Source organism: Stenotrophomonas sp. TWI1149 (assembly GCF_039673155.1).
Taxonomy (GTDB): Bacteria; Pseudomonadota; Gammaproteobacteria; order Xanthomonadales; family Xanthomonadaceae; genus Stenotrophomonas; species Stenotrophomonas maltophilia_AA.
Map to the genome: position 1 here is coordinate 128,327 of NZ_JBDJLB010000003.1, position 24,217 is coordinate 152,543.

Below are 24,217 nucleotides of genomic sequence, written 5' to 3' on the forward strand. Positions count from 1 at the left end.
GGTGCAGCGACTTCAGCGCGGCCGAATTATGTGTATCTTGCACCTTCTTTTTCGCAGGCATAGCATCCCCTCCAAGTAAGTGCATATTACACACACCTGGAGCGGCGAAATGGGCACGACCCCTGAAGTAGTGATCTGCGGTGCCGGCGCTGCCGGCCTCACCCTGGCCATCGAACTGGCCCGCCGCGGCGTGTCATTCCGCCTGGTGGAGCAGCGGGAACAGCCCTTCCATGGCTCACGCGGCAAGGGCATCCAGCCGCGCAGCCAGGAAGTCTTCGAGGACATGGGCATCCTCGATCGCCTATTCGCGGTCGGTGGGCCCTACCCTGTGTCCCGGATCCATCGCGCCGATGGCAGCAGCGGGGACACGGCGGTCATCCAGGGCGCACCGGCCACGCCGGCCGAACCCTACCGCCAGCCGCTGATGGTTCCGCAGTTCCTGACCGAGGCCGTGATGCGCGATCGTCTGGCCGAGTTGGGCCACCGGGTCGAGTTCGGGCATGGAGTGATCGGCTTCGAGCAGGACGCCAGCGGCGTGACCATTCGTCTCGCCACCCCCACCGGCGAGCAGACGCTTCAGACGCGCTATCTGGTCGGCGCCGATGGCGGCCGCAGCTTCGTGCGGCAGGCACTGGACATCGGCTTCCCGGGCAAAACGCTGGGCGTGCGCGCGGTGGTGGCCGACATCGTGCTGAAGGGACTGCCGCGCGATGCCTGGCACAGTTTCAACGAGGACGACATGGCCCGGCGCATCTCGCTGTGCCCGCTCATGGGAACGGCGCTGTTCCAACTGCAGGCCCCCGTGCCGCTCGACGGTGACGTGGATCTTTCCGTCGACGGGCTGGCGGACATGGTGCGCATGCGTACCGGCCGCGAGGATCTCGCGGTGCTCGATGTCCATTGGGCGTCCGCGTACCGGATGAACGCGCGCTTGGCCGACCGGTACCGCGACGGCCGCGTGTTCCTCATCGGCGACGCCGCCCACACGCATCCGCCGACGGGCGGCCAGGGCCTGAACACCAGCGCGCAGGATGCCTACAACCTCGGCTGGAAACTGGCCGCGGTGCTGAAGGGTGCGCCGCAGGGCCTGCTGGATACCTACGAGGAAGAGCGCCGCCCCATTGCGGCCTCGATGCTCGGGCTTGCCACGACGCTGCTCGCCCAGGCCCAGCGCGGCGACAACCGCCGCGGGCGCGACGTGCAGCAGCTCGATCTCGCCTATCCAGAATCGTCACTCACGCTGCCTGCCGACGCCCGTGGCGGGCGCATCGCGCCGGGCAGCCGGGCGCCGGATGCGCCGCTGCAGGGCGCGGGTGGGCAGCGCGTGCGCCTGTTCGACGTGCTGCGCGGGACGCATTGGACAGTGCTCGGCTACGCCTGCGATCGGTCCAACATCCCCTCGCGTGCGGGGTTGCGCGTCCACGTCATCGGCCCGGCTGGGGACCTGCACGATGTGGAGGGGCACTTCGTCGAGGCCTATGGCGTGCAACCGGGCGAGTGGCTGCTGATCCGGCCGGACGGCTACGTCGCCGCCGTGGTCGACACGTCGCGCATCGACATACTGGAGCGACATTTCGGGGGGATTGATGCCTGCCACCCATGCCCCCGAGCGGCTTGATCCGATTCTGCGTAGGCGCGTCAGTTATTGTCATCCGGGTTGTCGACCTTGCAGCCTTCACCGTGGCAGCCCTGATAATTGCCATGGGTGTCGAAGTTCGGATTTCCGTCCTTGTCGAACTGAGGCCGCGTGTCGATCGCGTCCGGGTTGTCGACGAGGCAACCATTGCCATGGCAACCGTCGTAGGTGCTGCTGTGATGCTTGTGGCTTTTATGGGAATCGTCGTCGGCCGCTCCGGCCAACAGCGCAGCGAGCACCACGCCGGCTGCTACCGCGCCTACGTCATGGCCACGGTCATCATAGCGACGCGTATTGGCGTCATATCCATCACCCCTGCCGTGGTGATAGCCGCCGACATCCGCAAACACGCCGGCGCAGCCGTCCGACACCCAGAGGTAACCGCTCCGCCTGTTGAAGCCCCACGATCTGTTGACGATGCAGGCGCTGGAAGAAGATTGTCGTACAAGCTGCGGGGATCTCAGCGGTCCCGCACTGCATTCGTTGTACTCAAAATGACGCGACGCGCATTCAACCGTTTCACCAGCGGCAGCCTGATACAGGGGAACCAGGCAGAGCAGGACAGCAAAGGAAATCACACGGCGCATAGCATGTTCCTTGCAGGTTGGGGGTAAGGTCGATCGGGTGCGCCACGCTCATCCGCCGTAACCGCGTATTCGCATGCACTTCTTGATGAGATCCGATTTTTCCATTCCGCGGACGACGCCCTCGCCCACCGCATCGTCAGTACTCCTGGGGGCTTTCCCATCCCCGATCGTGGCCTTGGAAGCGTCGTAATCGCACTCCGCGAGGTCGCGCTGTTTCTGCTCTTCGCTTGCGCCCGGTCTGCTCCACGCCTTGATCTGGGACGTACCACACCCAACCAGCATCAGAGCACCAGAAAGCAGGGCGACAGCGCCAATCGACTTGGTCTGCATGAGGGGTACCACCCATACGAAGTGGCGCCGATCGGCCACGGGGCAATTAACGACGCGACAGAGTGAAAATTCCGTGAACCGATCATGAATAATCATGTCGCCGCCACGTGCGGGAAGACGTCCGGCCTCTTTCGCGACCTACTCACGGCCCGCGTGCTCCGCTTGGCCGGCACGCCGCACCCTCACAGCACCCCGCTGTCTCATTGGAGATTCCAGCGATGGCATCTGTTCCTTTACCCGCACGTACCCTGATCTGCTGTGGGCTGTGTCTCACTGCCAGTGTGGCCTTCGGCCAGGACGCCTCTCTCGGCGTCCAGCAGCAGACCATCTCCACTCAACAAACCAGCGCCTCCTCGACCACCTCGACCCGTCAGTCCGATGCCGGCCAGATTGACGATGCAGGCGCCGACCAGAACGGGAGTGCGGCGTCCGGCAGCCTCGGTACGGTCAGCGAGCAGACCAGCAGCAGCTCAGCGACACGAAGCCGGAGCACGCGCGCCTATGTGGGCGTCGACCTCAATGACGACGGAGAGTGGGCCGATGACCATGGCCGCAGCTACGAACACCATCGGGGCGACAGGTCGGGCCCGGCGACCGACATGATCGGAAACTGGACGCTCGGCCAGGAGAGCGGTGAGACGTGTACCGTCCAATTGAAGGACAACCCCTGGCTGGGCGGATACGGCGCCTACGTGCCTGCAGGTTGCCCGGATGGCTTTTTCCAGGCGTCGCGGTGGTTGATGTCAGGCAACCAGTTGCTGCTCACCGACAGCAACAACCAGGTCATCGGCCGCTTCCGTCCGTCTGGCGGCGGTCGCTGGTCGGGGCGTCGGGAATCCGATGGCGCACGTCTGTTCCTGAATCCCGCCGCGCGCTAGCAGAGTCAGCGGCGCTGCGGCCGCCAAGCGGCCCCATCCGCCCATCAGCGTTGGCGTGCCGGGCCGCGTGCCGGTTACAGTGAGTGCCGTATGCAGCAACCGCGACATCATGGATGCCACCGCCCGCATGGAATGCAGAATGATCCCCCTCCATCGCGCGTTGGTTGGGTTGGTGAGTGTGGTCCTGTCAGCGGCAGCCCATGCCGCGCCCGTTCCGTTCACTGACTATGCGGAGTTCTACCGGTCACTAGGCGGCAACCTGTTCCCGGACGCCGGGATACCGTTGGCGCTGCCCTGCGCCGAATCGCCGCGACACTGCATCTGGGTGACCTCGATGCGCCAAGCACTGCGGCGCTACGATCAGCCGCTGTGGACCACGCCGGGCGAGTTGGCCATGTCGCCGCCGAAGGGAACCCCCGACGTTGCCTTTGATGGCGAGGCCGTGATCGTGGGTGCGCGACGCTGGTCGCTGGGCAGCGCCGTCAGCCTCGGACCAGAGCGACGGGCCAGCGGCGCGCACATCCATCCTGAGCGCGTCGCAGACGTGACAGCCTGGCAGCGTGGCAGTTCGGTGTGCCTGGATGTCCGGCACGCCGGCAGTGGCGCGAGCGTCCGCTACACGACGGTGCTCCTGCTGCACAGTGATCGCCTGTACATCCTGCCGCCGCTGTTTGGCAGCTGCGCGGCCGTTCGGGAAGCGCCCCGTGGTGGGTTCAGCTATCCCCGCAATACCTACCTGGGAGCTGAGCAGGAAAACCATCCGACCGGCCTGCAGGTGGACTATCTGCTGTCCGACGGCAGCACGCGCATCGCGCGCTATCTGCTGCGCTTTTCGGATCCGGGCGACCCCTACGGCTTTGAGGCATCGCTCGACCCATGACAGCAACGGGGGTGCGTGACGGCCTTGGCCGATTACGCCGGCCTACTTGCCGGTGGCACCCGCATCTGCTCCATCCTTCGCCTGCGCGGTCGCGCGACTCTTCGCGAACTCGGGGAAGGTCTCCGCTATCGAGGCTTTGTCGGGCAGCACGTAGAACACCCCGCCGCGCTCGAACGTGGATTGAACGATCTGCTCGTAGAACGCCGGCGAGACATTGATGCAGCCATGGGTGACACGATTGTCGTCCGGCGACGCCGATGCCAGCCGCTCGGCGCGTCGCTCTTTCGGGACGCCCGTCGCCGTCGGGTGGATGGAGACGGCGGAATCGTAGTCCACCCACAGGACGCGGCCCGCGTCGATGGACGGCCCGAAGCCGCCCACGAAGCGCCCCGCGGGCGTCGTGCGATCCCGGCCTGGAATTTCGCGCAGGGCGAGACCGGCGATCCCCGGCGCGATATGGTCGCCGGTCGCCGAGCCGAACAGCCCCGGGGCGGCGCCGCGAAGCTTGCCGTCGCCGTCGAAGACCAGGATCTGCGCGGCGGCCTTGTCCATGATCGCGAACGGATAGCCTTGGCTGTCCTTGCTCGCGACGACCCAGCCCGCGAGTTCAATCACGGTCTCGGACACGGCCTGCCCTTGCGGAAGCTCATCGACGGCGGCGGCTGGCTGAGCGGGAGCATCCTCGGCGCTGGCCACGCCGATGCTCGTGAACGCCAGCGCCACGGCCAATGCGCCACGCAGGGCCCGGGTTACAGGGTATGAGTTCGTACGGATGGGACAATTCCTTGCATTGAAGACTGCACAAGCACAGGAAACCAGTGGCCCGCAAAGGCCACTGGTTTCCGATTCACACGTTACTTGCGTGATACATGGTGCGGGAACGATCAGCCGCGCGGCTTGCGACGCGGTGCTTGTTCGAGCTGCTGGACGCGGCCCTCGATCTGATCGAGACGCTGGTTGGCCTGCTGCGCCGACTGATTGGCGGACTCTGCGCTCTGCGCCGCGCCCTGCACCTTCACGTCGAGCTGGTCGAGGCGGGAGTTGATCGTTGCAAACTCGTCTTTGTAGGTCGCACAGGCACTCAGGCCCACGGTAGCGACAAGCGCCACAGCAAGCGTACGCGCGGTCGTCAGGTGTTGTTTGGTCAGAATCATTGCACTGCCTCCTTCTTATGGGGTGTTCGGACTATAGCGGCCTTTACGCCAGAGCCATGACCGGCATTCAGTTGAAGCTGGGCGACGTAGAGGGAGCGTGAAGGACATCCTCCTCGTCGGCCCAGCCCAAAAACCTCACACTTTGGAGACCAGATACTCCGTTGGTGACACCCCAAGAGAGCGGCGAAACATGGCCGAGAACGCGCTTGGGCTCTGATACCCATGCTCCAGCGAGACCTCGAGGATGGAGACGCCCGAGGCGAGACGCGGCAGGCTGAGCAGCAGGCACATTCGCCGCCGCCAGTCGCCAAAACTCATGCCGACTTCTCGATGGAACAGCCTCGCCACCGTTCGCCCACTTGTGTTCATCTCGCGCGCCAGGCCTTCCAGCGTTACCGGTTCAGCGGGCTCGGCGATCATTCGTTCGCAGAGGCGCAGCAGCTTGAGATTGCGCGGCAGCGGGACATGCAGTTGAAGCCGGGGAGCCACTTCGATCTCGTCAAGGATCAGGTCCATGACGCGCTGGTCGCGCCCCCCATTGCCGTAATCCAGGCGGATCGCGGTAGCGGCGATGATGGCCTCACGCAGCAGCGCTGATACCTCGATGACCTCGCAGTGGGTGGGAAGGCCCGGCCGCACCTGCGGTGCAAGGTAGAGGGTCCGCATGGCGACATTGCCGGCGATGTGGATTCCGTGGACGACATTTTCAGGCATCCACACCGCCCTGCCGGCCGGCACCACCCAGCTTCCAGCAGCGCTGACCACCGTCAACACGCCGCTGAGTGCATGGATCAACTGCGCCCGCGCATGGCTGTGCGGACGGATATGTTCACCATGGGGATGTCGCGTGGCCAGGGCTGCGACGGGGCGGTCGGTGGCGTGGCAATCGCTGACAGTGCGTTTTTTGTCCATATCTCGACGATGGTAGTCCGCCAGGCGGGAGAAGGACAGAGGTGAGGCTGGTGTCATAGATGCCTTGGCTCCACGACACCCACAAGCCCCTCGTCCATGATTGTTTCCCGTCCTTTCCTGTTGTGTTTGCTGGCTACCACCGCCCTCTCCGGATGCGCCGTGGGTCCAACGCGGTCCCCCCGTTCCACCCTCGACGCAGCGCCATCGTTGAACCCATCAGACAGCACCAGCGTGGGCCTGCCCACCGTGCCTCGATGGTGGAGCCTTTATCAGGACCCCACGCTGGATGCGCTGGTCAGCGAGGCGCTGCAGAACAACCGCGACCTGCGGGTGGCTTCGGCGAATCTCGCCGAAGCCCACGCGGTGCTCCTGGAACGCCAGGACAGTCGCCTGCCGGTCACCACCGTGTCCAGCGACATCGGGTATGGCAGCACGGTCAGTGACCAGATCGCAGCCGCGTTGGATCAAACCGAGGTACGCACCGGACCGCGCTACACCGCGGGGCTTTCGTCAGGCTGGCGGCTCGACCAGTTTGGCCAGATCGCCCGCAGCATCCAGGCCGCCCGCGCCGACGAGGCGGCAACCCTGGCCGCTGAAGACAGTGTTCGCGTTGTCGTAGCGGCCGAAACGACGCGTGCCTACCTGGACAGCTGTGGCTTCGCAGCGCGCGCAGAAGTAGCGCAAAGGTCGCTCGCCGTAGTCACGCGCAACCTGGAACTGAAGAACGCGCTGCGTGCTGCGGGTGGCACGACGTCACTGGATGCCGCGCGCTCGGCGGCACTGATGGAACAGGTGCGTGCGGCAATTCCGGCCATCGAGGCCGCGCGGCAGAATGCGTTGTACGAACTGGCCGTGCTGACCGGACGTCCCCCGGATCATCTGTCCACCCCTGCGACGGGCTGTGTCAGCGTGCCTCAACTGACGGCACCGATCCCGATCGGAGACGTGACAGCACTGCTGCAGCGCCGACCGGATATCCGCGAGGCGGAGCGGCGGCTTGAGGCCAGTACCGCGCGCATCGGCGTAGCCATGGCCAGTCTGTATCCGACGGTGTCAATCCTGGGTTCCGTAGCCAGTTCCGCGCCGACCGTGGACGGCATGCGCGACCACGGCTCGATCGTCTGGGGTGTGGGGCCGGCACTGTCCTGGCACTTTCCCAACCGCAGCGCCGCGCGTGCGCAGATAGCGAAGGCCGAGGCCCAGGAAGTGGCCGCACTTGCACGCTTCGACGCCGTGATCCTGACGGCACTCAAAGACGTGAAGCAGGCGCTCGCCACCTACGCGGCGGCAGTGCGCCGTCAGAGCGCCTTGGCTACGGCAGTCCAGCAGAGCCGCGAGGCGGCCCGCCTGGCCGGGGTGGGCCGCCGCGCCGGCGCGATAAGTGAACTGGATGCGCTGGATGCGCAGCGCCGGAATGTCGAGGCGGAAGCGATGCTCGCCTCGGCGGAGGCCGACGTTGCCTCGGACCAGGTGGCCTTGTTCCGCTCCCTCGGTGGCGGCTGGGAACAGGCGCCCGCGGTACGCCGACCTGTGATCACTCGCGCTGTCGATGCGGCGCGCTGAACCCCCTTCCCCCCTCCTCTGATAGCCAACATGACCAATACAACTCCTTCCCACAGCGCACATGCCGATGCGTCCGGTTCGCTGATCCGCAAGACACGCCGCCCCGCGGTGATAGGCGCGATCGCGCTGTGCCTGCTAGCTGCCGGTGGCGCAGGCATTCGATGGTGGACGGCCGGCCGCTTCATGGTCAGTACCGATAACGCCTATGTCCGGGCTGACATCGCCACCGTCAGTCCGCGCGTCACCGGTTACATCGTCAACGTGGGGGTGCGCGACAACCAGCGCGTCGCCAAAGGCGATGTGTTGGCGACGCTCGATGATCGGGACTACCGCATGCGCGTGTCTCGGGCCGAGGGTGCGGTCGCGGCCGCAAAGGCAGCGTTGGACGCGCAATACGCGGCCATTGCCAATCTCGATGCGCAAGGCGAGCGGCAACGCAGTGTGATCGCCGCGACCACCGCAGACGTGCAGGCTCGCCAGGCTGATCATCGCCAAGCAACCCTGGAGTATCGGCGTGAACGTGCGCTGGAGCATCAACAGGCCTCCGATGCACGGCACCTGGAAGCGGCCGACGCCAGTGCGACGCGTACAGAGGCCGCGGTGCAGGCCGCGCGTGCCACCGCCGAGGCGAGCAGAGCCTATGCGAGGGTGCTGACGACAGAGCGACAACGCTCAAGTGCCGCGTTGGAGGAAGCGCGCGGAGCGTTGTTGCAGGCCGAAGCCGGCTTGGCGCTGGCAAACCTTGATCTCGAACACACCGTGATCCGCGCGCCGATGGGGGGAACCATCGGCCAACGTGCCGCGCGGGTGGGAGCGTACGTCGGTCCGGGCAGCCCGTTGATGGCGATCGTACCGAACGAGGTCTACGTCATCGCCAACTACAAGGAAGTACAGCTGGAGGGCGTCGCACCCGGCCAGCGTGTGGAGGTCGAGGTCGATGCGCTGGGTGGCGGAGTGCTGAAAGGCCGCGTCGAGAGCTTCGCGCCTGCATCCGGCGCACAGTTCGCGCTGTTGCCGCCGGATAACGCCACCGGGAATTTCACCAAGATCGTGCAGCGCATCCCGGTGCGCATCGCCGTGGATGCCGACCAGCCGACGCTCTCCAGCCTCCGGCCGGGAATGTCGGTCGTGGCGGCAATCAATACCCGACCGGAATCCAATCCATGACCGCCGCCACTGCACTGTCTGGCGAAGAATCGGTCTCCCTGCGCTCCTGGGTCGCGGTGATCGGCGGCGTGGTCGGGTGTTTCATGGCGGGCATGAACGTCCACGTCACCAATGCGTCACTGCCCGATGTGCGCGGCTCGCTGGGTGCGACCTTCGAAGAAGGCTCGTGGATCACCACCGCCTATCTCGTGGCGGAGATCATCGTGATCCCGCTGGCGGCGTGGCTGGCAGCAGTGTTCACCGTCCGTCGCGTCCTGATGGTAGGGGCCGCTGGTTTCGTGATCTTCTCGATGGCCTGCTCGATAGCGCCCAACATCAACGCAATGATCCTGGCGCGCACCCTGCAGGGTGCCTTTGGCGGCGTCCTCATCCCGCTTTCCTTCCAGCTCATCGTGACCGAGCTGCCCTCCTCGAAGCATCCCTTCGGCATGGCGTTGTTCGCCATTGCAAACAACGTTGCACAGGCCGCGGGGCCCTCGCTGGGCGGCTGGCTGACCGATGCCTATTCCTGGCGCGCGATCTTCTATCTCCAAGTCCCACCCGGGCTGCTGCTTCTGGCTGCGATCGGCTGGTCGATCCGGCCGGAGCCAATGGCGCTGGAGAAGTTCAGGAAGGGCGACTGGGGCGGGATCATCGCCATGGCCCTGGGTCTGTCCGCACTGCAGATCATGTTGGAGGAAGGCGGGCGCAAGGACTGGTTCTCCTCGTCATTCATCATCGAGGCCTCCCTCGTTGCCGCGGTCGGGCTGGTGGCATTCGTCGTCATCGAGCTTCGCCGCAAGGAGCCGTTCCTCAATCTGCGACTGCTTTCCAGCTACAACTTCGGCTTGGCCAGCCTGATGCAGTTCACCTTCGGCGCCGTGGTCTTCGGGGTGGTATTCCTCATCCCCAATTACTTTTCCGACGTGCATGGCTACAACGCGCGCCAGATCGGGCTGACCATGATTCCCTACGGCATCGTGCAGTTCATCATGTCCTTCGCTACGCCGCCGCTGATGAGACGCACAAGCGTAAGAACGGCCATCGTGCTGGGATTCGTCATCATGGCGGTGGGCTGTCTGATGAACATCCACCTGGACGCCAATGCGGCGAGCAACGTCATCGTGCCGTCGTTGATCGTACGCGGCATCGGTCAATCGCTGATCGTGGTCGCGCTCAGTGTGATGGCCGTGGAGGGGCTTGAGCGCGGGGAACTTGGCTCGGCGGCGGGGGTGTTCTCGATGGTGCGCAATGTCGGCGGCGCCATCGGCATCGCGGTGGCGAGCCAGTTCATCGTGACCCGGGAACGGCTGCATGCGGTGCACATCGGGGAATCGGTGTCGCCGTTCGCGGAGGCGACCCAGCTGCGTGTGGTCGAGCTGGTCAGGATGCTGGCGAAGGTGCCGGTGGAAAGTGCGGCGGCCCTCTACGGAAGTGGCCTTGCATTGGAGCGACAGCAGGCCTTCGCGATGCTGGACCGGGTCATCCATCGTGAGGCGCTGCTGCTTGCCTACAGCGACGCCTTCCTGGTGGCGGGAGTCGCCATGCTGGGCTGCGCGGCTGGCAGTCTGCTGCTTCGTGGCAGGAAGGCGAGCCCGTCCAGCGTGAAGCACTAGATCCACCACCGCTGTGCGTCTACAGGTGTGGCCGGGGGTTGACCCCGGCCATGACTACAGAGGGGTTGGAACCGCTGGGTGGCCTACGAGCCCTTCGCAACATCCACCACGAACGGCACCGTGCGGATTTCATCACTGGCCATGAACTGGATCCAGAGGGCGTATCGGCCTGCATGAGGCGGCTGTGCGTGGAGCATCATCCGTGCCGACACCGGTCCGGCCTGCGAATGCGCTGCGCCGTGTCCACCGTGTGCACCTTTGGCGGCATCGGCGGACATTGCATGCGCATGAACGTAGGCAAGGTCATCGGTCCCGACGAACACCGCATGGGCCGGCACGCCCAGGTACAGGCCCAGGTCCTGCGCCGGCGTGCCATTCTTCAGCACCGTCAGGTTCAGCATGCTTTCCTTGCCCGCCTGCAGGCCGGCCTTGTCCAGCTGGACGGTATACGGACCATCGGTCCCTTCCCTCGGGGCCGAAACCGGCTGGGGGGATGTCGCCCCGGCAGGGGCAGCCACGTTGACGTCGAATCGAACCACCTGCTGGCCCAGCCCGGTGGGCACTGCGTCGGCGAAGACATGGTAAACGCCGGGCTTGGGGAAGGTCATCGCGACCCGGAACTGACCGTCCGGTCCCGCTTTTCCGGGATGCTCGTGCAGGAAGGTGGAGAATGCGCTGTCGGTCGCGAGCACATGCAGCTCCTGTGTCAGCTCCTCGTCAAACTGCGCGATGCGCTTTCCGGTGGTTTTGTCGGCGAAGGTGATGAACAGATCGCGGGACAGCGGGCCGGTTTCTTCGATGGACAGTTGGGCGATGACCTTCTCGGTCGTACCGGAAAGCGCAAAGGCGCCTTTGATCGATGCGTCGGATGCCGAAGACGGTACTGCCACGGTACCGAGGGCGGCGACGCCGAAGGTAAGAAGCTGTTTCATGAACATGTGACGTTTCTCCTCGAGAAGGGAATTACGGGCGCGGCTGCGGCTGGTGCGGATACCCCGCCTCTGCCAGCACCGCGATGAAGGCGGCTTCGTCCAGCGCGGTTTCGACGCGCACCTGTCGCGCCGGCGTGTCGGTCTCGATCTGCGCCAGCGGGTCGACGCTCAGCAGCGCATCTCTCACCGGCCTGGCGCAGGACCCGCACGTCATGTTGGGAATGTTGAACTGGAGCATGGTGTTTTCCTGATTGAGTGGTACAGCGACCACCTTCGGCGTTGACAGCGTGGCAATGTCAATCACCTGTTCTGCGATCTCCGCCCGTACATTGGTTTCCGTTCATGCAGCCGTCTCCGGCGTAAAGAAGACATCGGCGTGGAGATCTTCCTGACGCAGGCGCCCTGCCCTGAGGACGCGCATGGCTGCATCCACCATCAACGGCGGCCCGGCCACGTAGGCCTTCCACCCTTCAACATTCGGATGATCCTGGGCCACGGCATCGGTCACCCAGCCGGTCCGCCACATCGTCTGCCGCTGATCGTGGGACAGCACGGGGGTAAACGACAGGTTGGGCCGGGTCTGCGCCAGTCGCTGGAAATGCGCCACCCGGTACAGGTCACGGAGAGCGCGTGCGCCCACGTAGACATGGATCGGCTGCGACATGTCCGCCGCGATCGCCGCGTGCACGATGGCCTGGATGGGGGCCAGACCCGAGCCCCCGGCGATGCAGAGCATGGGGCCGTCGTGCTGGCTGCGCAGATGGGAGACGCCCAGGGGCCCTTCCACCAGCACGGGATCGCCCCGCTTCAGCGACGCGTGGATCCATTCGGTCACGGCTCCGCCCGGCACGCGGCGAACATGGAAATCGAGCTCGCCATCGAGCGCCCCGCCTGCCATCGAATAATCGCGGGGTGGAACGCCCGGGAACGTCAGTCGCGCATACTGGCCGGCCTTGAACGCCAGCTCGGCGCCGCAGGTGGCGAGCCGGATGCGTTTGATGTCATGGGTCAGGGTTTCGATCGCCTCAACCCGATACGCCAGGCGCTGCATCGCGGGCGAAGGACATGCGTCGACATCACCCGCATAGGCAGCGACCAGGTCGCTTCCCGGCAGCGCACGGCACGCCAGGAACAGGCCCTGGGCCTTCTGCTCGTCCGTGAGTGCGAAGCGACTGTGCTCCAGGTGCACGACGTTCCCGCTGATCACGCGGGACAGGCAGGACCCGCACCTGCCAGAGCGGCAGCCATGCGGATACGCCACCTCCGCGGCCAACGCGGCGTCCAGCACGGTGGTTCCCTCCGGCACGACGAGGGTTCGTCCTGCGGAGCGTAGTTCGACATGTCGGGTCATGGCTGTCGCTCACCCATGTGCACCACCACAGTCGATCTCTTCCTGCGTGCAGGGCAGCCAGCCACCGCCCAGCGCCTTGTAGATGCTGACAATGGCCAGGCGCTGGTTGGTCCGGGCTACCACCAAGGCACGCCGGCTGGCGAAGTCGGCCCGTTCCGCATCCAGGACATCCAGATAGATGCCCTCGCCGTGGGTGAACTGCGCGCGTGCAAGGCCTGCTGCCTGACCCGTAGCGGACGCTTCCTGGAGCCGGAGCTGCAGCGCCTCGCCGGCCGCGCTGAAGGCACCGAACGCGTTGTCGGTTTCCTCCAGCGCACGCAGCACGGTCTGGTCGTAGCGGATCAGCGCTTCACGCGCACGTGCTTCGCTCGCCGCGATCCTGGCGCGAACCCGTCCGCTGTCGAGGAAGGACCAGCGCAGCAGCGGTGCCAGAAGGCTGGACAGCGCCGAACTGCCGCCCGTGGAGCCCAGGCTGCCCGCCACCACGCCAATCGACCCCTGCACCTCGATCTGCGGATACAGCCCCGCGGTCTCCACCCCGATGCGTGCCGTCGCTGCCGCCAGGCTCAACTCCGCTGCTTCGATATCCGGACGTCGTGCCAGCAACGCGGTGGGATCACCCACGGCGATCCTGCGGACCTCCAGCGCGTCGCGTGCGGTTGCGGTCGAGGGTGCGGCGAAGGTCTGCGGTGTTTCACCCAACAGAATGGCGAGCGCGTTCGAGGCCACGGTACGGCGGTGCGCCAGTTCGGGCGCCACCACCTCTACGGCGCGCAGCGCGGCGTCCGCCCGCAGCCGGTCGACCTCATTGGCCGAGCCGGCCTCCACCAGCCCCTCGACCAGCCGCAGACTGTCGCGCTGGCTCCGGGTGATCTCGGCGACCACGCCGAGCTCCGCCTCCAGCCCGCCCAGCTCGAACCAGGTGGCCGCCACCGCCGCCGCCACGCTGGCCTGCACATCGCGCAGCAGCGCTTCGCGTGACCCGGCGTCGGCCTGTGCTGCTTCCGCCGAGCGGCGGACACGGCCGAACAGATCGATCTCCCAGGAGGCATCGACTGCAGCCCGATAGGTCTCGGTCCGGCGCGCCTGGCCCGGTCCGCGTTCCACCTCGCCCAGCCGGCGGTTCTCATGCCCCACGCCTACGCTGCCTCGCGGCAGGAAGCCCTGCCGACTCTCGCGAAGCATCGCCTTGGCTTCGTCCAGGCGTGCGGCGGCGAGCCCGATGTCATGGTTGGCCGCCCATGCGCGCTGGATCAGCGACGACAGCACCGGATCATCAAAGGACTGCCACCACGCCGCGTCCACTGCACCGGGTGATAGCCCGGCCGACCCCACGCGGAACTCGGTGGGGAACGGCGCCGACGGCAGGTTGGGCAGCGCTGGCGAGGAGACGTTGGGCCCCACCGACGCGCAGGCGGTCAGCATCACGCTGGCGGCGAGAGGAAGCAGGAACACCCTGCGGCGACGATCGTTCACGACGCACTCTCCTGTGCAGGATGGCTGGCGCCGCGCTTGCGCCTCTCGAAGCGGGACGAAATGCGGCGGATCACCACATAGAACACTGGCGTCAGGAACAGGCCGAACACGGTCACCCCCAACATGCCGGCAAAGACCGCGACGCCCATCGCCTGGCGCATCTCGGCGCCCGCACCGGTCGCCAGTACCAGCGGCACCACACCGGCGATGAAGGCCAGCGAGGTCATCACGATGGGACGCAGCCGCAGGCGGCACGCTTCCACCACCGCATCGACGGTGGCCCATCCCTCCGCCTCGAGTGTCCGGGCGAACTCGACGATCAGAATCGCATTCTTCGCCGCCAGCCCTACCAGGACGATCAGGCCGATCTGCACGAACACGTTGTTGTCGCCCCCCATCAGCCAGACCCCGCCGATCGCGCTGAGCAGACACATCGGCACGATCAGCAGCACCGACAACGGCAGCAACCAGCTGTTGTACTGCGCGGCGAGGATCAGGTAGGCGAGCAGCACACACAACGGGAAGATGTACAGCGCCGCGTCACCGGCCAGCTTCTGCTGATAGGTCAGTTCGGTCCACTCAAAGCTCACGCCCTCGGGCAGAACTTCCTTGGCCAGGCGCTCCATCACCGCCACGACCTGCCCCGAGCTGACCCCGGGCGGCGCGCCGCCGGAGATGTCGGCAGAGGGATAGCCGTTGTAGTGGATGACACGGTCAGGACCCGAGCTCGGCGTGACCGTCACGAATGACGACAGCGGCAGCATCTGACCGGCGGCATTGCGCACCTGCAGTTGACCAATCGCCTCGGCCTGCATGCGATGTTCCGCGTCCCCCTGGGCGGTGACCTTGTAGGTGCGCCCGAAGCGGTTGAAGTCGTTGATGTACAGCGAGCCGAGGTAAACCTGGAGTGACTCGAAGACATCGGCCAAGGGCACGCCCTGGCTCTTGGCCTTGGTCCGGTCGATCACCACGTCCAGCTGCGGCGCGTTGACATCCAGACTGGTCATCAATCCGGCGACCTGGCCGGATTCGGTGGCCTTCATCATCAGGATCTGGGTCTGCTGCACCAGGGCATCCAGCCCCACCCCGCCGCGATCCTCGATCTGCATCTTGAAGCCGCCCGTAGCGCCCAGCCCGGGGACGGGCGGCGGCGGGAACACACCGAGGAAGCCATCCTGGATGCCAGCGAACTTCGCCTGCAGACGCCCCGCGATCGCCGTCGCCGCGAGATCAGGCGACGTACGCTCCTTGAACGGATCGAGCATGACGAACATGACTGCTGCGTTGGGCACGTTGACGAAGCCATTGATCGACAGCCCCGGGAAGGCGACCACGCTCTCGACGCCCGGCTCGGCAAGTGCGAGCTTCGACATCTGCTTGACGACATCGTCGGTGCGGTCCAACGAGGCCGAGTTGGGCAACTGGGCGATGCCCACCAGGTAATACTTGTCCTGCATCGGCACGAAACCGGGCGGCACCACCTTGAAGCCGAACAAGGTCAGCGCAAGCAATCCGCCGTAAACAAACAGCGCTACCCCACTGACCCGCACGAGTTTGCGCACGCCATTGCCATACGCATCCGGTGCACGCTCGGAGGGACGGCTGAGTCGCTCGAACACCCGCCCGGCACGGCCACGCAGGCTGCGCGGATCGCGTGGAGGTGCGATCGTGCGCGGTCGCAGCAGCATCCCGGCCAGCGCCGGGCTGAGCGTGAGCGAGTTGACCGCGGACAGAATCGTGGAGATCGCGATCGTCAGGGCGAACTGGCGATAGAACTCGCCCTGCAGGCCGGTCAGGAAGGCCGTAGGAATGAATACCGCAGCCAGCACCGAGGTGATCGCGATGATCGGCCCGGTCACCTCGCGCATGGCATGCCGCGCCGCCTCCAGCGGCTCCTCGCCGTCCTCGATATGCCGTTCGACGTTCTCCACCACCACGATCGCATCATCGACGACGATGCCGATGGAGAGCACCAGGCCGAACAGGGACAGCGTGTTGAGTGAGAACCCCATCAGGTGCATCACGGCGAAGGTGCCGATCAGGGACACCGGGACGGCCAGCAACGGGATCAGCGATGCGCGCCAGTTGCGCAGGAACAGCACCACCACGATGACGACCAGGATGATCGCTTCCAGCAGCGTCGTCGCCACCGATTCCAGCGAGGCCCTCACGAAGACCGTCGGGTCATACGCGATGCGCGACGAGAGGCCTTCCGGGAAGTTCTTCTCGAGCCTGGCCATGGTCTCGGGCACGGCGGCCGACACGTCGAGTGCATTCGCACCCGGGCTCTGGATGATCTGCAGGGCCACCGCCGGCTCACCATCGAGCAGGCTGCGCAGCGCATAGGCATCGGCGCCCATCTCGATCCGTGCGACGTCGCGCAGGCGGGTGACCTGGCCGTCATCGCCGGTGCGGATGATGATATCGCCGAACTGTTCTTCGTCGGTCAGGCGGCCCAGCGTGTTTACGGTCACCTGGAAGGCGGCGGTGGAATCCGGCGACTGTCCGACCGAACCGGCGGCGACCTGCACATTCTGCTCGCGCACCGCGGCAATGACATCGCCGGCGGTCAAGCCACGGGCGGCGATGAGGCTGGGATCCAGCCAGAGCCGCATGCTGTACTCGCCCGCTCCCCAGACCAGCACATCGCTGATGCCGGGAATGCGGGACAGCTCGTCGCGCACCTGCAGATAGGCATAGTTGGAGATATAGAGCGGGTCGTACCGCTTGTCCGGCGACAGCAGGTGGACCACCATCAGGATGTCGGGAGACGTCTTCTGGGTCACCACGCCCTGGCGCTGCACTTCGGCAGGCAGGCGCGGCAACGCACGCGAGACCCGGTTCTGCACCTGGACCTGTGCCATGTCCGGATTGGTCCCGTCGGCAAAGGTGACGGTGAGGATCATCCGGCCGTCGGTCGCGGACTGCGAAGACATGTACATCATGCCTTCGACACCGGTGATGGCCTGCTCCAGGGGTGCAGCCACCGTCTCGGCGATCACCTTCGGATTGGCGCCCGGATAGGACGCCGTGACCTGGACAGTAGGCGGCGTCACCGCCGGATACTCGCTCAGCGGCAACTGGAAGAAGGCGACGATGCCGGCGATCACCATCAGCACCGACAGCACGATGGCGAAGATCGGCCGATCAATGAAGAAGCGCGGGAAATTCACTGCGCCGCTCCTTTCTTCGCCGGCGCCTTCAGCGGCGTACCGTCAATGGCACTCGCCTGCGGCGTCACCTTCATGCCGGGGCGCACCAGGCCCTTGACGACGATGCGATCGCCGCGCTGCAGGCCCTGCTCGATGACCCGCAGCCCATCCACTACCGGGCCAAGTTCGACCGGTCGGTATTCGGTCGTATCCCCCTTCCCCACCACCAGCACGTACCGGTGGCCCTGATCGGTGCTGATCGACTGATCCGACACCAGTACCCGGTCCTTCGACGGACCCGCCTCCAGTCTTACCTTGGCGAACAGGCCGGGGGTGAGCTGGCCATCGGGGTTGTCGATCACCGCGCGCACGCGCACCGTCCCCGTCCCGCGATCGGCTGCGTTGGAGAGGAAATCGAGTCGCCCCTCGCGGCTGTAGTCCTTGTCGGTGACCAGCGCCACCGCGACCTTGGCGGCTGCCGGACCGGCCGCGGCGTCCTGCGTCCGGCCCGCGGCCAGTGAGCGCAGATAGGTGCGCTCGTCCACGTCGAAATAGACGTGGAGCGGGTTGATCGACACGATCGTGGTGAGCGGCGTCACCCCAGCTGCAACGAAGTTGCCTTCAGTGACCAGTACCTGCCCTACCCGGCCGCTGATCGGGGACGTGACGTGGGTGAAGCCCAGGTCCAGTTTCGCGGCATCCAGCGCCGCCTTGGCCGCGTCCACCTGTGCCTTGCCGGCATTCAACGCCGCCGTGGCCGAGTCCAGCCGGTTGCGGGCCACGATCTTCTGGGCGAACAGCTGCTCGGCGCGTGCGTGGTCGGCCTGGGCGAGCGCCGAGGCCGCTTGGGCTTCGCGCAGACGCGCGGCAGCCGCATCGCGTGCGGCCTGGAACGGTCGCGGGTCGATGTGGAAGAGCGCCTTGCCCTTCTCCACGAAACTTCCCTCCGGCACGCTGACCTGCTGGATGTAGCCGGCGACGCGCGGGCGCAGTTCCACCTGCTTGACCGCCGTCAGCGAGCCGGTGAATTCGGCGAAGGGCGTTACCGGGCGGACGATGACCTCGGCGACCGGCACACCGGGCGGCTGGGTGGAGCCCGCGCCGGGCGCGGTCTGCCTGCATCCAGCGAGGGCGAGTGCGGCGCCGATCGCCAGGGTCATCAAGGTGGTGCGCGTGAGTGTCATCGTTGTGCCTTTCGCGACTGCGGTTGGGTGTCTGGATTGCTGAACCGGAACGGCTCCGGCGACCGTTGTCCGGCATGACACGCTGGGAAGGTCAAGCGGTTTCCGAGTGCGCAACCTGCTGCGCGGATGGCCACGCCAAACCGCAGGCATGGCGATGCCGCCTGGGCTGCGCTCAGGCAGGCCGGGCACGGGGGGCAGTCGTCAGGGTGTCGGGGCGTGGAGCAGCAGTCCTGCCCGGCTCAGTCCGGCCATGGGCGGGTGCAGGCCGACGCAAGCGCGGCGGCAGCGACGCCGCTACGGGGTTCTAGCCCCGGGGCCGACCGTACATGTCCTGCCCGGTGAGTTCATTGACCTCACGCAGAAGCGCTTCGGTGGCGGCGTAGGTGGTGCTGGCGTCCATTCGTCGGCTCGCCATGTCCATGCACTCGGAGCGGAGCGTTGCGGTCAGTTCGAAAAGCGCAGACAGCACGGCCTGGTTGTCAGGCATATCACGCAAGGCCGCCTTGCCAACGGCATAGGCCTGCGCATGGTCGCCGGACTGGACGTGCGTTCTTATGCGATGCGATGCGTTACTCACAACCGACTCCGTGATACCCGGCATGCTCCTATTCTATGGTGCTTGTTCGGCATCCGTCATGCGTCGTGACGTCCTCACTCAGTTGGCGTACCGCGGTCGAAATGGCATTCGCGGGAACCCTGATTGCGCCGCCGATTCCAAGGGAAACGAACCATGGACTTCATTGGTCACCTCTTCAGCGCGCTGTTCGACTCGCTTGGCCAGGCTGGCAGCCGAAGGGCCTGGATATGCCTGGCCGTTTGCGTCCTCGTGATTGTTGTCTCGTGCGCGTGGATGCTTTCTGGGCAAGGATAGAGACGGATCCACCACGGTCACGCCGTCGGCACGGTTCCACCATCGATCGTGTGCTCCGTCCCGGAAATAGCCGCCGCCCGTGGCGAGACGAGGAAGGCGATGAGGTCGGCTACTTCCTCCGGTCTGGCGGGCCGTCCGAGCGGGATGCCGCCCAGTTGCTGCATGACCAACTGCTTGCCGCCCTCCTGGTCGGTGCCCGCCTGTGCGGCGACACGCTCGACCAGTGCGATGGCAGCCTCCGTCTCGATCCACCCCGGCGATACGCGCACCACGCGCACGCCCTTGGGTGTGACTTCCTTTGACAACGCCTTGCTGTACGTCGACAGCGCGGCCTTGGCAGCGGCGTAAGCCGTCGTGGCGTCGGGCAGCGGTAATTCATGCTGGATCGACGTCACATGCAGGATCACCCCCGCCCCCTGGGCGATCATCGCCGGCAGCAGCGCGCGGTCCAGGCGCACCGCGGACATCAGGTTGAGATCGAGTTCCTTCATCCATTCGGCGTCGTCCAGCATGGCAAATCCGCCCGCGGGGGCAGACGAGCCGCCCGCCACGTTGATCAGGATATCGATCCCGCCGAGGTAGCGTAGTGCCGCATCCGCTGCATGACGGGCACCTTCGGCCGTGGAGAGGTCTGCGGCGACGTAATGGACGGCCTTGCTCCCGCTTGGCGGCAGCGATCGCGCCGTCGCCACGATCCGGGCCTCAAGCCGGGCCAGGAGGTCGACGACGGCGGCACCGACGCCGCGCGTTCCACCGGTAACCACTACCCGCGTGCCGGCCAACTGGAGATCGAAGTTCACGGCGCGATCTCCAGCGTGGCGATCCTGTCCTGCTTGAGGGTGAAGGTGTAGCGCAGATCCACCGGGCTGCCGGGGAAGTCGCCCGAGACGTGACTGGTCACGACATAGATACCCCCGTTCTTTTCCAGCGTGCGGGGCGTGGTGGTGTAGCGGTAGCGGGTCGAGGCAGCCGCCTTCCAGGCCTCGATCGCGGCGCGTCCCACGTGGGTCTTCCCTTCGTCCAGCACGCGTCCGTCGGGGGTGAAGCAGCGTGCGACTGCGTGGGCATCCGTGAGGTCGGCAGCAAAGTAGGCCGTGATCGGCTCGGGCAGGGTCAGGTCGTTCATCGGCGTGCTCCATCGGGTTGATGGGCCTAGCGTGAGCCGTGCCGATAAATAAGAGAATCACCTATTATCGAACCAGGCTATGCAGGAATCAGAACACAATGCGCGGTGCCGAATTTGCGGAGCTCAAGGCCTTCGTGGCGGTCGTGGAACGGGGCAGCTTCGCCCGCGCGGCCGATCACCTCGGGCTGTCGCGATCCGCCCTCAGTCAGATCATTCGCCAGCTGGAGTCACGGCTGGGCGTTCGGCTGTTGAACCGGACCACGCGCAGCGTCTCGGCGACGGAGACGGGGCGAAGCCTGCATGAACGGATCGCCCCGATGTTCCGCGACATGGAGGACGCGGTCGCGCAGGCGGTCGCCGCCCACGCACGTGCTGCGGGCACCTTGAGGATCAACACGCTCAGCATGGGCGCTCGGAAGGTGATCGCCCCCCGGCTCGGACGATTTGCAGCAGCGCATCCGGACGTCGTGCTCGATATCGTGATCGACGATGGCCTGACCGACATCGCCGGTGAAGGGTTCGATGCGGGCATCCGCGTGGGGGGCCGCCTGCAGAAGGACATGGTCGCCGTCCGGCTCACACCGGACGTGCAGTTGTTGGCCGTGGCGTCGCCCGACTATCTGGCCCGACACGGCGAACCGCGATCACCCGCGGATCTGGATCGTCATGCCTGCATCAACTGGCGATTTCCGGGCAGCGGCAAAGTGGCCGGCTGGGACTTCAGGAACGGCACGCAGGCTGTCGATTTTTTTGGCGAAGGCGCGGTGATCGCCAATCACCAGGACATCGTGGTTCCCGCGGCGCTGCAGGGGCTTGGCATTTTCTATGCGTACGACGACGAAGGAATCGCAGACGCGCTGGCGGATGGGCGGCTCAAACGCGTCCTCGCCGATTGGTCGCCTACCGTGCCTGGCCTGTACCTCTATTACTCCAGCCGGCGCCACCTGCTGCCCGCATTGCGCGCCTTCATTGATTGCCTGCTGGATCGGGATCGTTGAGGCACGGCCAAGCGGATGCCTCAACGCGCGGCTGCTGCCTGCCGGCCAGCCGTCAGCGCCAGCCGCGGTCATGGTGGCGACGGTCCTGGTTCCAGCGGCGCTGGTCATGACGGCGGTCGTGGCGGCTGCTGCGCTCGTAACGGTGGTCGCGGTCATAGCGGCGATCACGGTCGTAGCGATAGTCGCGTTCGCGGCGATCCTTGGTGGTCACGTTGCCGATCGCACCGCCCGCCACTGCGCCACCTGCGGTCATCAGCGGATCGCCGTTGGAGAGCACGTGCCCGGCGACGCCACCCACTACGGCACCCACCAGCGTGTTCTTGTCCTTGCGCGACATCGCATCGGCATTGCCTGCGGCGGTCACGCCAGCGGTCAGGGCCAACGCCAGGGCCAGGCCACGGAAGCTGAAAGCGGTCGAGGTAAGCATCGTTGGATCCTTTGAGTGGAACGGTGTTGAATCGAATCTGGTGGCCGAAGATTGCCGGAACATTGCGCACCCGCAGATGAACCTCCCCCTGTTCAGTTTGGCGAAAGTACAGCTTTCCCCTCGCGCCGATCTGCGATGGCTTCACGCCGGCATTTGCTATCGTGCCCTCCGTCAGTCCGACCTACCCTGGAACCCCATGCCCCGAACGCCCTCCCCTGCTCGCTCCGCATCCAAGATCAACGCCAGCCTCGCAGCGCAGGTCGCGCGATCGGGCATGGATGAGCAGGCACTGCTGAAGGCCGCTACCCGGGAGGCCTACGAGCGCGTCACCGTGCTGCTGAGCACGAGCTTCGCTGACTTCACTCCGGAGCAGCAGCGCAGGATTCAGGCACTGGTGGGAACCGAAGGCCCGGCCAGGCGTGAAAAGCCCGCCAAGGCCGCCAAAGAAGATCTGCCACCGCGTTTCTGGTTGCCGCACAGCGGCGCCACCTGGTCCGGCCGCGGCCGGGTGCCCAATGCGTTCCTGTCCTGGGAAGGCACCGTGGCGCATACCGAATGGAAGAAGACCCACCCGGATCAGCGTTTTCCTGCCTATCCGGGCTGAGGCGATCATTGATGCAGCAGACCGTCATCCCCCAGCTGCGCATGACCGATGCCACGGTCAGCGTGCCCTTCTACCAGCGCTTGGGGTTTGCAATCGACTGGGAACACCGGTTCGCCCCGGACATGCCGCTGTTCGTGCAGATCAGCCGTGAGGGCCAATCGTTGTTCCTGAGCGAGCATGCCGGCGACTGCGCGCCTGGCGGCGCCGTCTATTTCCACGTCCCGGACGTGGATGCACTGCACGCTGCGTTTGTCGCGGCCGGAGCGCCGGTGTTCCGACCGCCGGCGGACGTGCCCTGGGGCGGGCGCGAGATGATGGTGGTCGATCCGGACCACAACCGGCTGCGGTTTGCGACGCAGGGCGACTGATCGAAGCGACTATGATGGTCGCCATTGAACGAAGCAGTGGTTGCAGATGAGTCGCGGAATCAAGATGCGCAAGGCGGTGGGCACGCACGGCACCCTGCACCGGGTGGGCGACCTGCAGAAGCGCCATGACGCGCAGCAGACCCTGCCGACCCTGTTGTGCGATGGCTGCAACGTGCCGGTGCGGTTCGTCCCCGAGCACAGCAGGTCCGGCGTGGAGCGTGCCCCGCCGCTCCTGGTCCCCGCCTACATCGCGTTGCAGAAAGGAACCGAACATCTTCCCGGCTGCCGCTACAACGCGCCCGGTCATCTGCAGGTCCTCCTTGCAGGCGGAGCCGATCCCGAGTTCCTGCCCACACTGGATGATGGGAAGCATGAGCTTCGCTTGTTGGTCCTCCAGCAGGCCCTGAAACGCGGCAGCGCGGGGCCGACGCTTCTCCCGGCAGACGCACCGCTCGACGGTTACCTGCGCACCCTCACCGACCTGCTCACGCTGCAGGCGATGTGCGAGGACGACACGCTGCTGGCCGCGCAGCTGACCCTGCGCCTGGGCAAGAAGCGGGTGGATTGGACGAATTTCGTCTACCGGCAGGACCGCTACGACGCGGCATGGGAACGGCTTGGCTCAGCATCCAGCGAGCTGCCGATGGCGCTGCTTGGGACCGTGCGGTCACATCGCACGCCGCAGCCCGGTGACCCCCATGGGGTCACCTTCCTCAACTGTGCCCCGAAGTATCAGCACACCGGCGTGACCGACCGCCGGGATTTCTACGAAGTCAGCGTCGGGCACCCCGATGCCGCGTGGCTGAAGTCCTTCCCGGTGGGCGCGGAGATCGTGATGGTCGGGCTTTGGCGCCAAGGCAGGAGCAGCACCACCTCCCGGCCGCATCCGACCGATCCGCGCCGCACGATCACCAGCGTCACCCACAAGCTGGCCCTGCGGCCGCTTGTTGCCGGACAATTGGCCTTGGTGGAATAACGCGGTCTGTGGGTGCCTGCATGGCGGCCAGACCTACGCGATGTTTGACC

25 protein-coding genes are annotated in these 24,217 nt (G+C 66.0%); 10 read left to right on the forward strand and 15 right to left on the reverse strand.

All coding sequences use genetic code 11. The annotated features are described in order from the left end of the window. The first annotated feature begins 130 nt into the window (after positions 1 to 130). Positions 131 to 1,618: an FAD-dependent oxidoreductase gene (locus ABE424_RS04490; protein ID WP_346491022.1), complete on the forward strand. Its 1,488-nt coding sequence runs from the start codon at positions 131 to 133 to the stop codon at positions 1,616 to 1,618. A 20-nt stretch (positions 1,619 to 1,638) separates the two neighbouring features. Here the strand turns inward: ABE424_RS04490 and ABE424_RS04495 are convergent, their stop codons facing one another. Further along, the gene (locus tag ABE424_RS04495; RefSeq protein WP_179458720.1) at positions 1,639 to 2,223 is read right to left on the reverse strand and encodes a DUF3011 domain-containing protein; all 585 of its coding nucleotides are present in this window, start codon (positions 2,221 to 2,223) and stop codon (positions 1,639 to 1,641) included. A gap of 48 nt (positions 2,224 to 2,271) precedes the next feature. Then, positions 2,272 to 2,553 (reverse strand): hypothetical protein, encoded by a 282-nt coding sequence (locus ABE424_RS04500; RefSeq protein ID WP_179458719.1) that lies wholly within the window; start codon positions 2,551 to 2,553, stop codon positions 2,272 to 2,274. A gap of 218 nt (positions 2,554 to 2,771) precedes the next feature. On the opposite strand from ABE424_RS04500, the gene ABE424_RS04505 reads away from it, so the two are divergent. Together ABE424_RS04505 and ABE424_RS04510 are read left to right on the forward strand one after the other, a co-directional pair. Continuing rightward, positions 2,772 to 3,431: an AprI/Inh family metalloprotease inhibitor gene (locus ABE424_RS04505; RefSeq protein WP_346491021.1), complete on the forward strand. Its 660-nt coding sequence runs from the start codon at positions 2,772 to 2,774 to the stop codon at positions 3,429 to 3,431. 139 nt (positions 3,432 to 3,570) lie between these two features. Further along, entirely contained in the window at positions 3,571 to 4,311 is a 741-nt protein-coding gene (locus tag ABE424_RS04510; RefSeq protein ID WP_346491020.1) for a hypothetical protein, read from the forward strand. Between the two features lie 42 nt (positions 4,312 to 4,353). Here the strand turns inward: ABE424_RS04510 and ABE424_RS04515 are convergent, their stop codons facing one another. The 3 genes from ABE424_RS04515 to ABE424_RS04525 form a co-directional block, all read right to left on the reverse strand. After that, complete coding sequence (locus tag ABE424_RS04515) at positions 4,354 to 5,040, reverse strand: hypothetical protein (RefSeq protein WP_346491019.1); 687 nt, start codon at positions 5,038 to 5,040, stop codon at positions 4,354 to 4,356. A gap of 155 nt (positions 5,041 to 5,195) precedes the next feature. Next, positions 5,196 to 5,465, reverse strand: a complete 270-nt coding sequence (locus ABE424_RS04520) for a hypothetical protein (protein WP_088433391.1) — start codon at positions 5,463 to 5,465, stop codon at positions 5,196 to 5,198. 135 nt (positions 5,466 to 5,600) lie between these two features. Next, positions 5,601 to 6,377, reverse strand: coding sequence for a helix-turn-helix transcriptional regulator (locus ABE424_RS04525; protein WP_346491018.1), 777 nt, complete (start codon positions 6,375 to 6,377; stop codon positions 5,601 to 5,603). Positions 6,378 to 6,473: 96 nt separating this feature from the next. Between ABE424_RS04525 and ABE424_RS04530 the strand changes: the two genes are divergently transcribed. From ABE424_RS04530 to ABE424_RS04540, 3 genes are read left to right on the forward strand one after another with little or no spacing between them, the layout of a single operon-like run. Beyond that, complete coding sequence (locus tag ABE424_RS04530; RefSeq protein WP_346491017.1) at positions 6,474 to 7,940, forward strand: TolC family protein; 1,467 nt, start codon at positions 6,474 to 6,476, stop codon at positions 7,938 to 7,940. A gap of 30 nt (positions 7,941 to 7,970) precedes the next feature. Beyond that, entirely contained in the window at positions 7,971 to 9,107 is a 1,137-nt protein-coding gene (locus ABE424_RS04535) for an HlyD family secretion protein (protein ID WP_346491016.1), read from the forward strand. Next, the gene (locus ABE424_RS04540) at positions 9,104 to 10,702 is read left to right on the forward strand and encodes a DHA2 family efflux MFS transporter permease subunit (protein ID WP_346491015.1); all 1,599 of its coding nucleotides are present in this window, start codon (positions 9,104 to 9,106) and stop codon (positions 10,700 to 10,702) included. The genes ABE424_RS04535 and ABE424_RS04540 overlap by 4 nt, the downstream gene beginning before the upstream one ends. Before the next feature lie 83 nt (positions 10,703 to 10,785). On the opposite strand, the gene ABE424_RS04545 is transcribed toward ABE424_RS04540, so the two are convergent. From ABE424_RS04545 to ABE424_RS04585, 9 genes are all read right to left on the reverse strand, one after another. Continuing rightward, positions 10,786 to 11,640 (reverse strand): hypothetical protein, encoded by an 855-nt coding sequence (locus ABE424_RS04545; protein ID WP_346491014.1) that lies wholly within the window; start codon positions 11,638 to 11,640, stop codon positions 10,786 to 10,788. Positions 11,641 to 11,665: 25 nt separating this feature from the next. Further along, a complete protein-coding gene (locus ABE424_RS04550; RefSeq protein WP_346491013.1) occupies positions 11,666 to 11,938 on the reverse strand; it encodes a heavy-metal-associated domain-containing protein in 273 nt (90 codons plus the stop codon). 36 nt (positions 11,939 to 11,974) lie between these two features. Further along, positions 11,975 to 12,985 (reverse strand): 2Fe-2S iron-sulfur cluster-binding protein, encoded by a 1,011-nt coding sequence (locus tag ABE424_RS04555; protein ID WP_346491012.1) that lies wholly within the window; start codon positions 12,983 to 12,985, stop codon positions 11,975 to 11,977. Positions 12,986 to 12,994: 9 nt separating this feature from the next. After that, positions 12,995 to 14,461, reverse strand: coding sequence for a TolC family protein (locus ABE424_RS04560; protein WP_346491011.1), 1,467 nt, complete (start codon positions 14,459 to 14,461; stop codon positions 12,995 to 12,997). Next, a complete protein-coding gene (locus ABE424_RS04565) occupies positions 14,458 to 17,634 on the reverse strand; it encodes an efflux RND transporter permease subunit (protein WP_346491010.1) in 3,177 nt (1,058 codons plus the stop codon). The genes ABE424_RS04560 and ABE424_RS04565 overlap by 4 nt, the downstream gene beginning before the upstream one ends. Next, a complete protein-coding gene (locus tag ABE424_RS04570; protein WP_346491009.1) occupies positions 17,631 to 18,797 on the reverse strand; it encodes an efflux RND transporter periplasmic adaptor subunit in 1,167 nt (388 codons plus the stop codon). Before ABE424_RS04570 ends, ABE424_RS04565 begins: the two co-directional genes overlap by 4 nt. A gap of 304 nt (positions 18,798 to 19,101) precedes the next feature. Then, positions 19,102 to 19,374, reverse strand: coding sequence for a hypothetical protein (locus tag ABE424_RS04575; protein ID WP_346491008.1), 273 nt, complete (start codon positions 19,372 to 19,374; stop codon positions 19,102 to 19,104). Between the two features lie 311 nt (positions 19,375 to 19,685). After that, entirely contained in the window at positions 19,686 to 20,468 is a 783-nt protein-coding gene (locus ABE424_RS04580; protein ID WP_346491007.1) for an SDR family oxidoreductase, read from the reverse strand. Continuing rightward, positions 20,465 to 20,794 (reverse strand): nuclear transport factor 2 family protein, encoded by a 330-nt coding sequence (locus tag ABE424_RS04585; protein ID WP_346491006.1) that lies wholly within the window; start codon positions 20,792 to 20,794, stop codon positions 20,465 to 20,467. Before ABE424_RS04585 ends, ABE424_RS04580 begins: the two co-directional genes overlap by 4 nt. A gap of 98 nt (positions 20,795 to 20,892) precedes the next feature. On the opposite strand from ABE424_RS04585, the gene ABE424_RS04590 reads away from it, so the two are divergent. Continuing rightward, on the forward strand, positions 20,893 to 21,792 hold the full coding sequence (locus ABE424_RS04590) for a LysR family transcriptional regulator (RefSeq protein ID WP_346491005.1): 900 nt from the start codon (positions 20,893 to 20,895) through the stop codon (positions 21,790 to 21,792). 52 nt (positions 21,793 to 21,844) lie between these two features. Here ABE424_RS04590 and ABE424_RS04595 read toward each other — a convergent pair whose 3' ends face one another. Further along, positions 21,845 to 22,219, reverse strand: coding sequence for a glycine zipper 2TM domain-containing protein (locus tag ABE424_RS04595; RefSeq protein ID WP_346491004.1), 375 nt, complete (start codon positions 22,217 to 22,219; stop codon positions 21,845 to 21,847). Positions 22,220 to 22,295: 76 nt separating this feature from the next. Between ABE424_RS04595 and ABE424_RS04600 the strand changes: the two genes are divergently transcribed. From ABE424_RS04600 to ABE424_RS04610, 3 genes are read left to right on the forward strand one after another with little or no spacing between them, the layout of a single operon-like run. Further along, positions 22,296 to 22,823 (forward strand): H-NS family nucleoid-associated regulatory protein, encoded by a 528-nt coding sequence (locus ABE424_RS04600; RefSeq protein WP_346491003.1) that lies wholly within the window; start codon positions 22,296 to 22,298, stop codon positions 22,821 to 22,823. An 11-nt stretch (positions 22,824 to 22,834) separates the two neighbouring features. Then, the gene (locus ABE424_RS04605) at positions 22,835 to 23,191 is read left to right on the forward strand and encodes a VOC family protein (protein WP_346491002.1); all 357 of its coding nucleotides are present in this window, start codon (positions 22,835 to 22,837) and stop codon (positions 23,189 to 23,191) included. 46 nt (positions 23,192 to 23,237) lie between these two features. Beyond that, entirely contained in the window at positions 23,238 to 24,167 is a 930-nt protein-coding gene (locus ABE424_RS04610; protein ID WP_346491001.1) for a hypothetical protein, read from the forward strand. Positions 24,168 to 24,217: the final 50 nt, after the last annotated feature.

Coding starts and splice junctions, on each gene's coding strand:
- ABE424_RS04495 (WP_179458720.1), bottom strand. CDS start 2,223: ATGCGCCGTGTGATTTCCTTTGCTGTCCTGCTCTGCCTGGTTCCCCTG.
- ABE424_RS04500 (WP_179458719.1), bottom strand. CDS start 2,553: ATGCAGACCAAGTCGATTGGCGCTGTCGCCCTGCTTTCTGGTGCTCTG.
- ABE424_RS04505 (WP_346491021.1), top strand. CDS start 2,772: ATGGCATCTGTTCCTTTACCCGCACGTACCCTGATCTGCTGTGGGCTG.
- ABE424_RS04510 (WP_346491020.1), top strand. CDS start 3,571: ATGATCCCCCTCCATCGCGCGTTGGTTGGGTTGGTGAGTGTGGTCCTG.
- ABE424_RS04520 (WP_088433391.1), bottom strand. CDS start 5,465: ATGATTCTGACCAAACAACACCTGACGACCGCGCGTACGCTTGCTGTG.
- ABE424_RS04525 (WP_346491018.1), bottom strand. CDS start 6,377: ATGGACAAAAAACGCACTGTCAGCGATTGCCACGCCACCGACCGCCCC.
- ABE424_RS04530 (WP_346491017.1), top strand. CDS start 6,474: ATGATTGTTTCCCGTCCTTTCCTGTTGTGTTTGCTGGCTACCACCGCC.
- ABE424_RS04535 (WP_346491016.1), top strand. CDS start 7,971: ATGACCAATACAACTCCTTCCCACAGCGCACATGCCGATGCGTCCGGT.
- ABE424_RS04540 (WP_346491015.1), top strand. CDS start 9,104: ATGACCGCCGCCACTGCACTGTCTGGCGAAGAATCGGTCTCCCTGCGC.
- ABE424_RS04545 (WP_346491014.1), bottom strand. CDS start 11,640: ATGTTCATGAAACAGCTTCTTACCTTCGGCGTCGCCGCCCTCGGTACC.
- ABE424_RS04555 (WP_346491012.1), bottom strand. CDS start 12,985: ATGACCCGACATGTCGAACTACGCTCCGCAGGACGAACCCTCGTCGTG.
- ABE424_RS04570 (WP_346491009.1), bottom strand. CDS start 18,797: ATGACACTCACGCGCACCACCTTGATGACCCTGGCGATCGGCGCCGCA.
- ABE424_RS04585 (WP_346491006.1), bottom strand. CDS start 20,794: ATGAACGACCTGACCCTGCCCGAGCCGATCACGGCCTACTTTGCTGCC.
- ABE424_RS04590 (WP_346491005.1), top strand. CDS start 20,893: ATGCGCGGTGCCGAATTTGCGGAGCTCAAGGCCTTCGTGGCGGTCGTG.
- ABE424_RS04595 (WP_346491004.1), bottom strand. CDS start 22,219: ATGCTTACCTCGACCGCTTTCAGCTTCCGTGGCCTGGCCCTGGCGTTG.
- ABE424_RS04600 (WP_346491003.1), top strand. CDS start 22,296: ATGAACCTCCCCCTGTTCAGTTTGGCGAAAGTACAGCTTTCCCCTCGC.
- ABE424_RS04605 (WP_346491002.1), top strand. CDS start 22,835: ATGCAGCAGACCGTCATCCCCCAGCTGCGCATGACCGATGCCACGGTC.
- ABE424_RS04610 (WP_346491001.1), top strand. CDS start 23,238: ATGAGTCGCGGAATCAAGATGCGCAAGGCGGTGGGCACGCACGGCACC.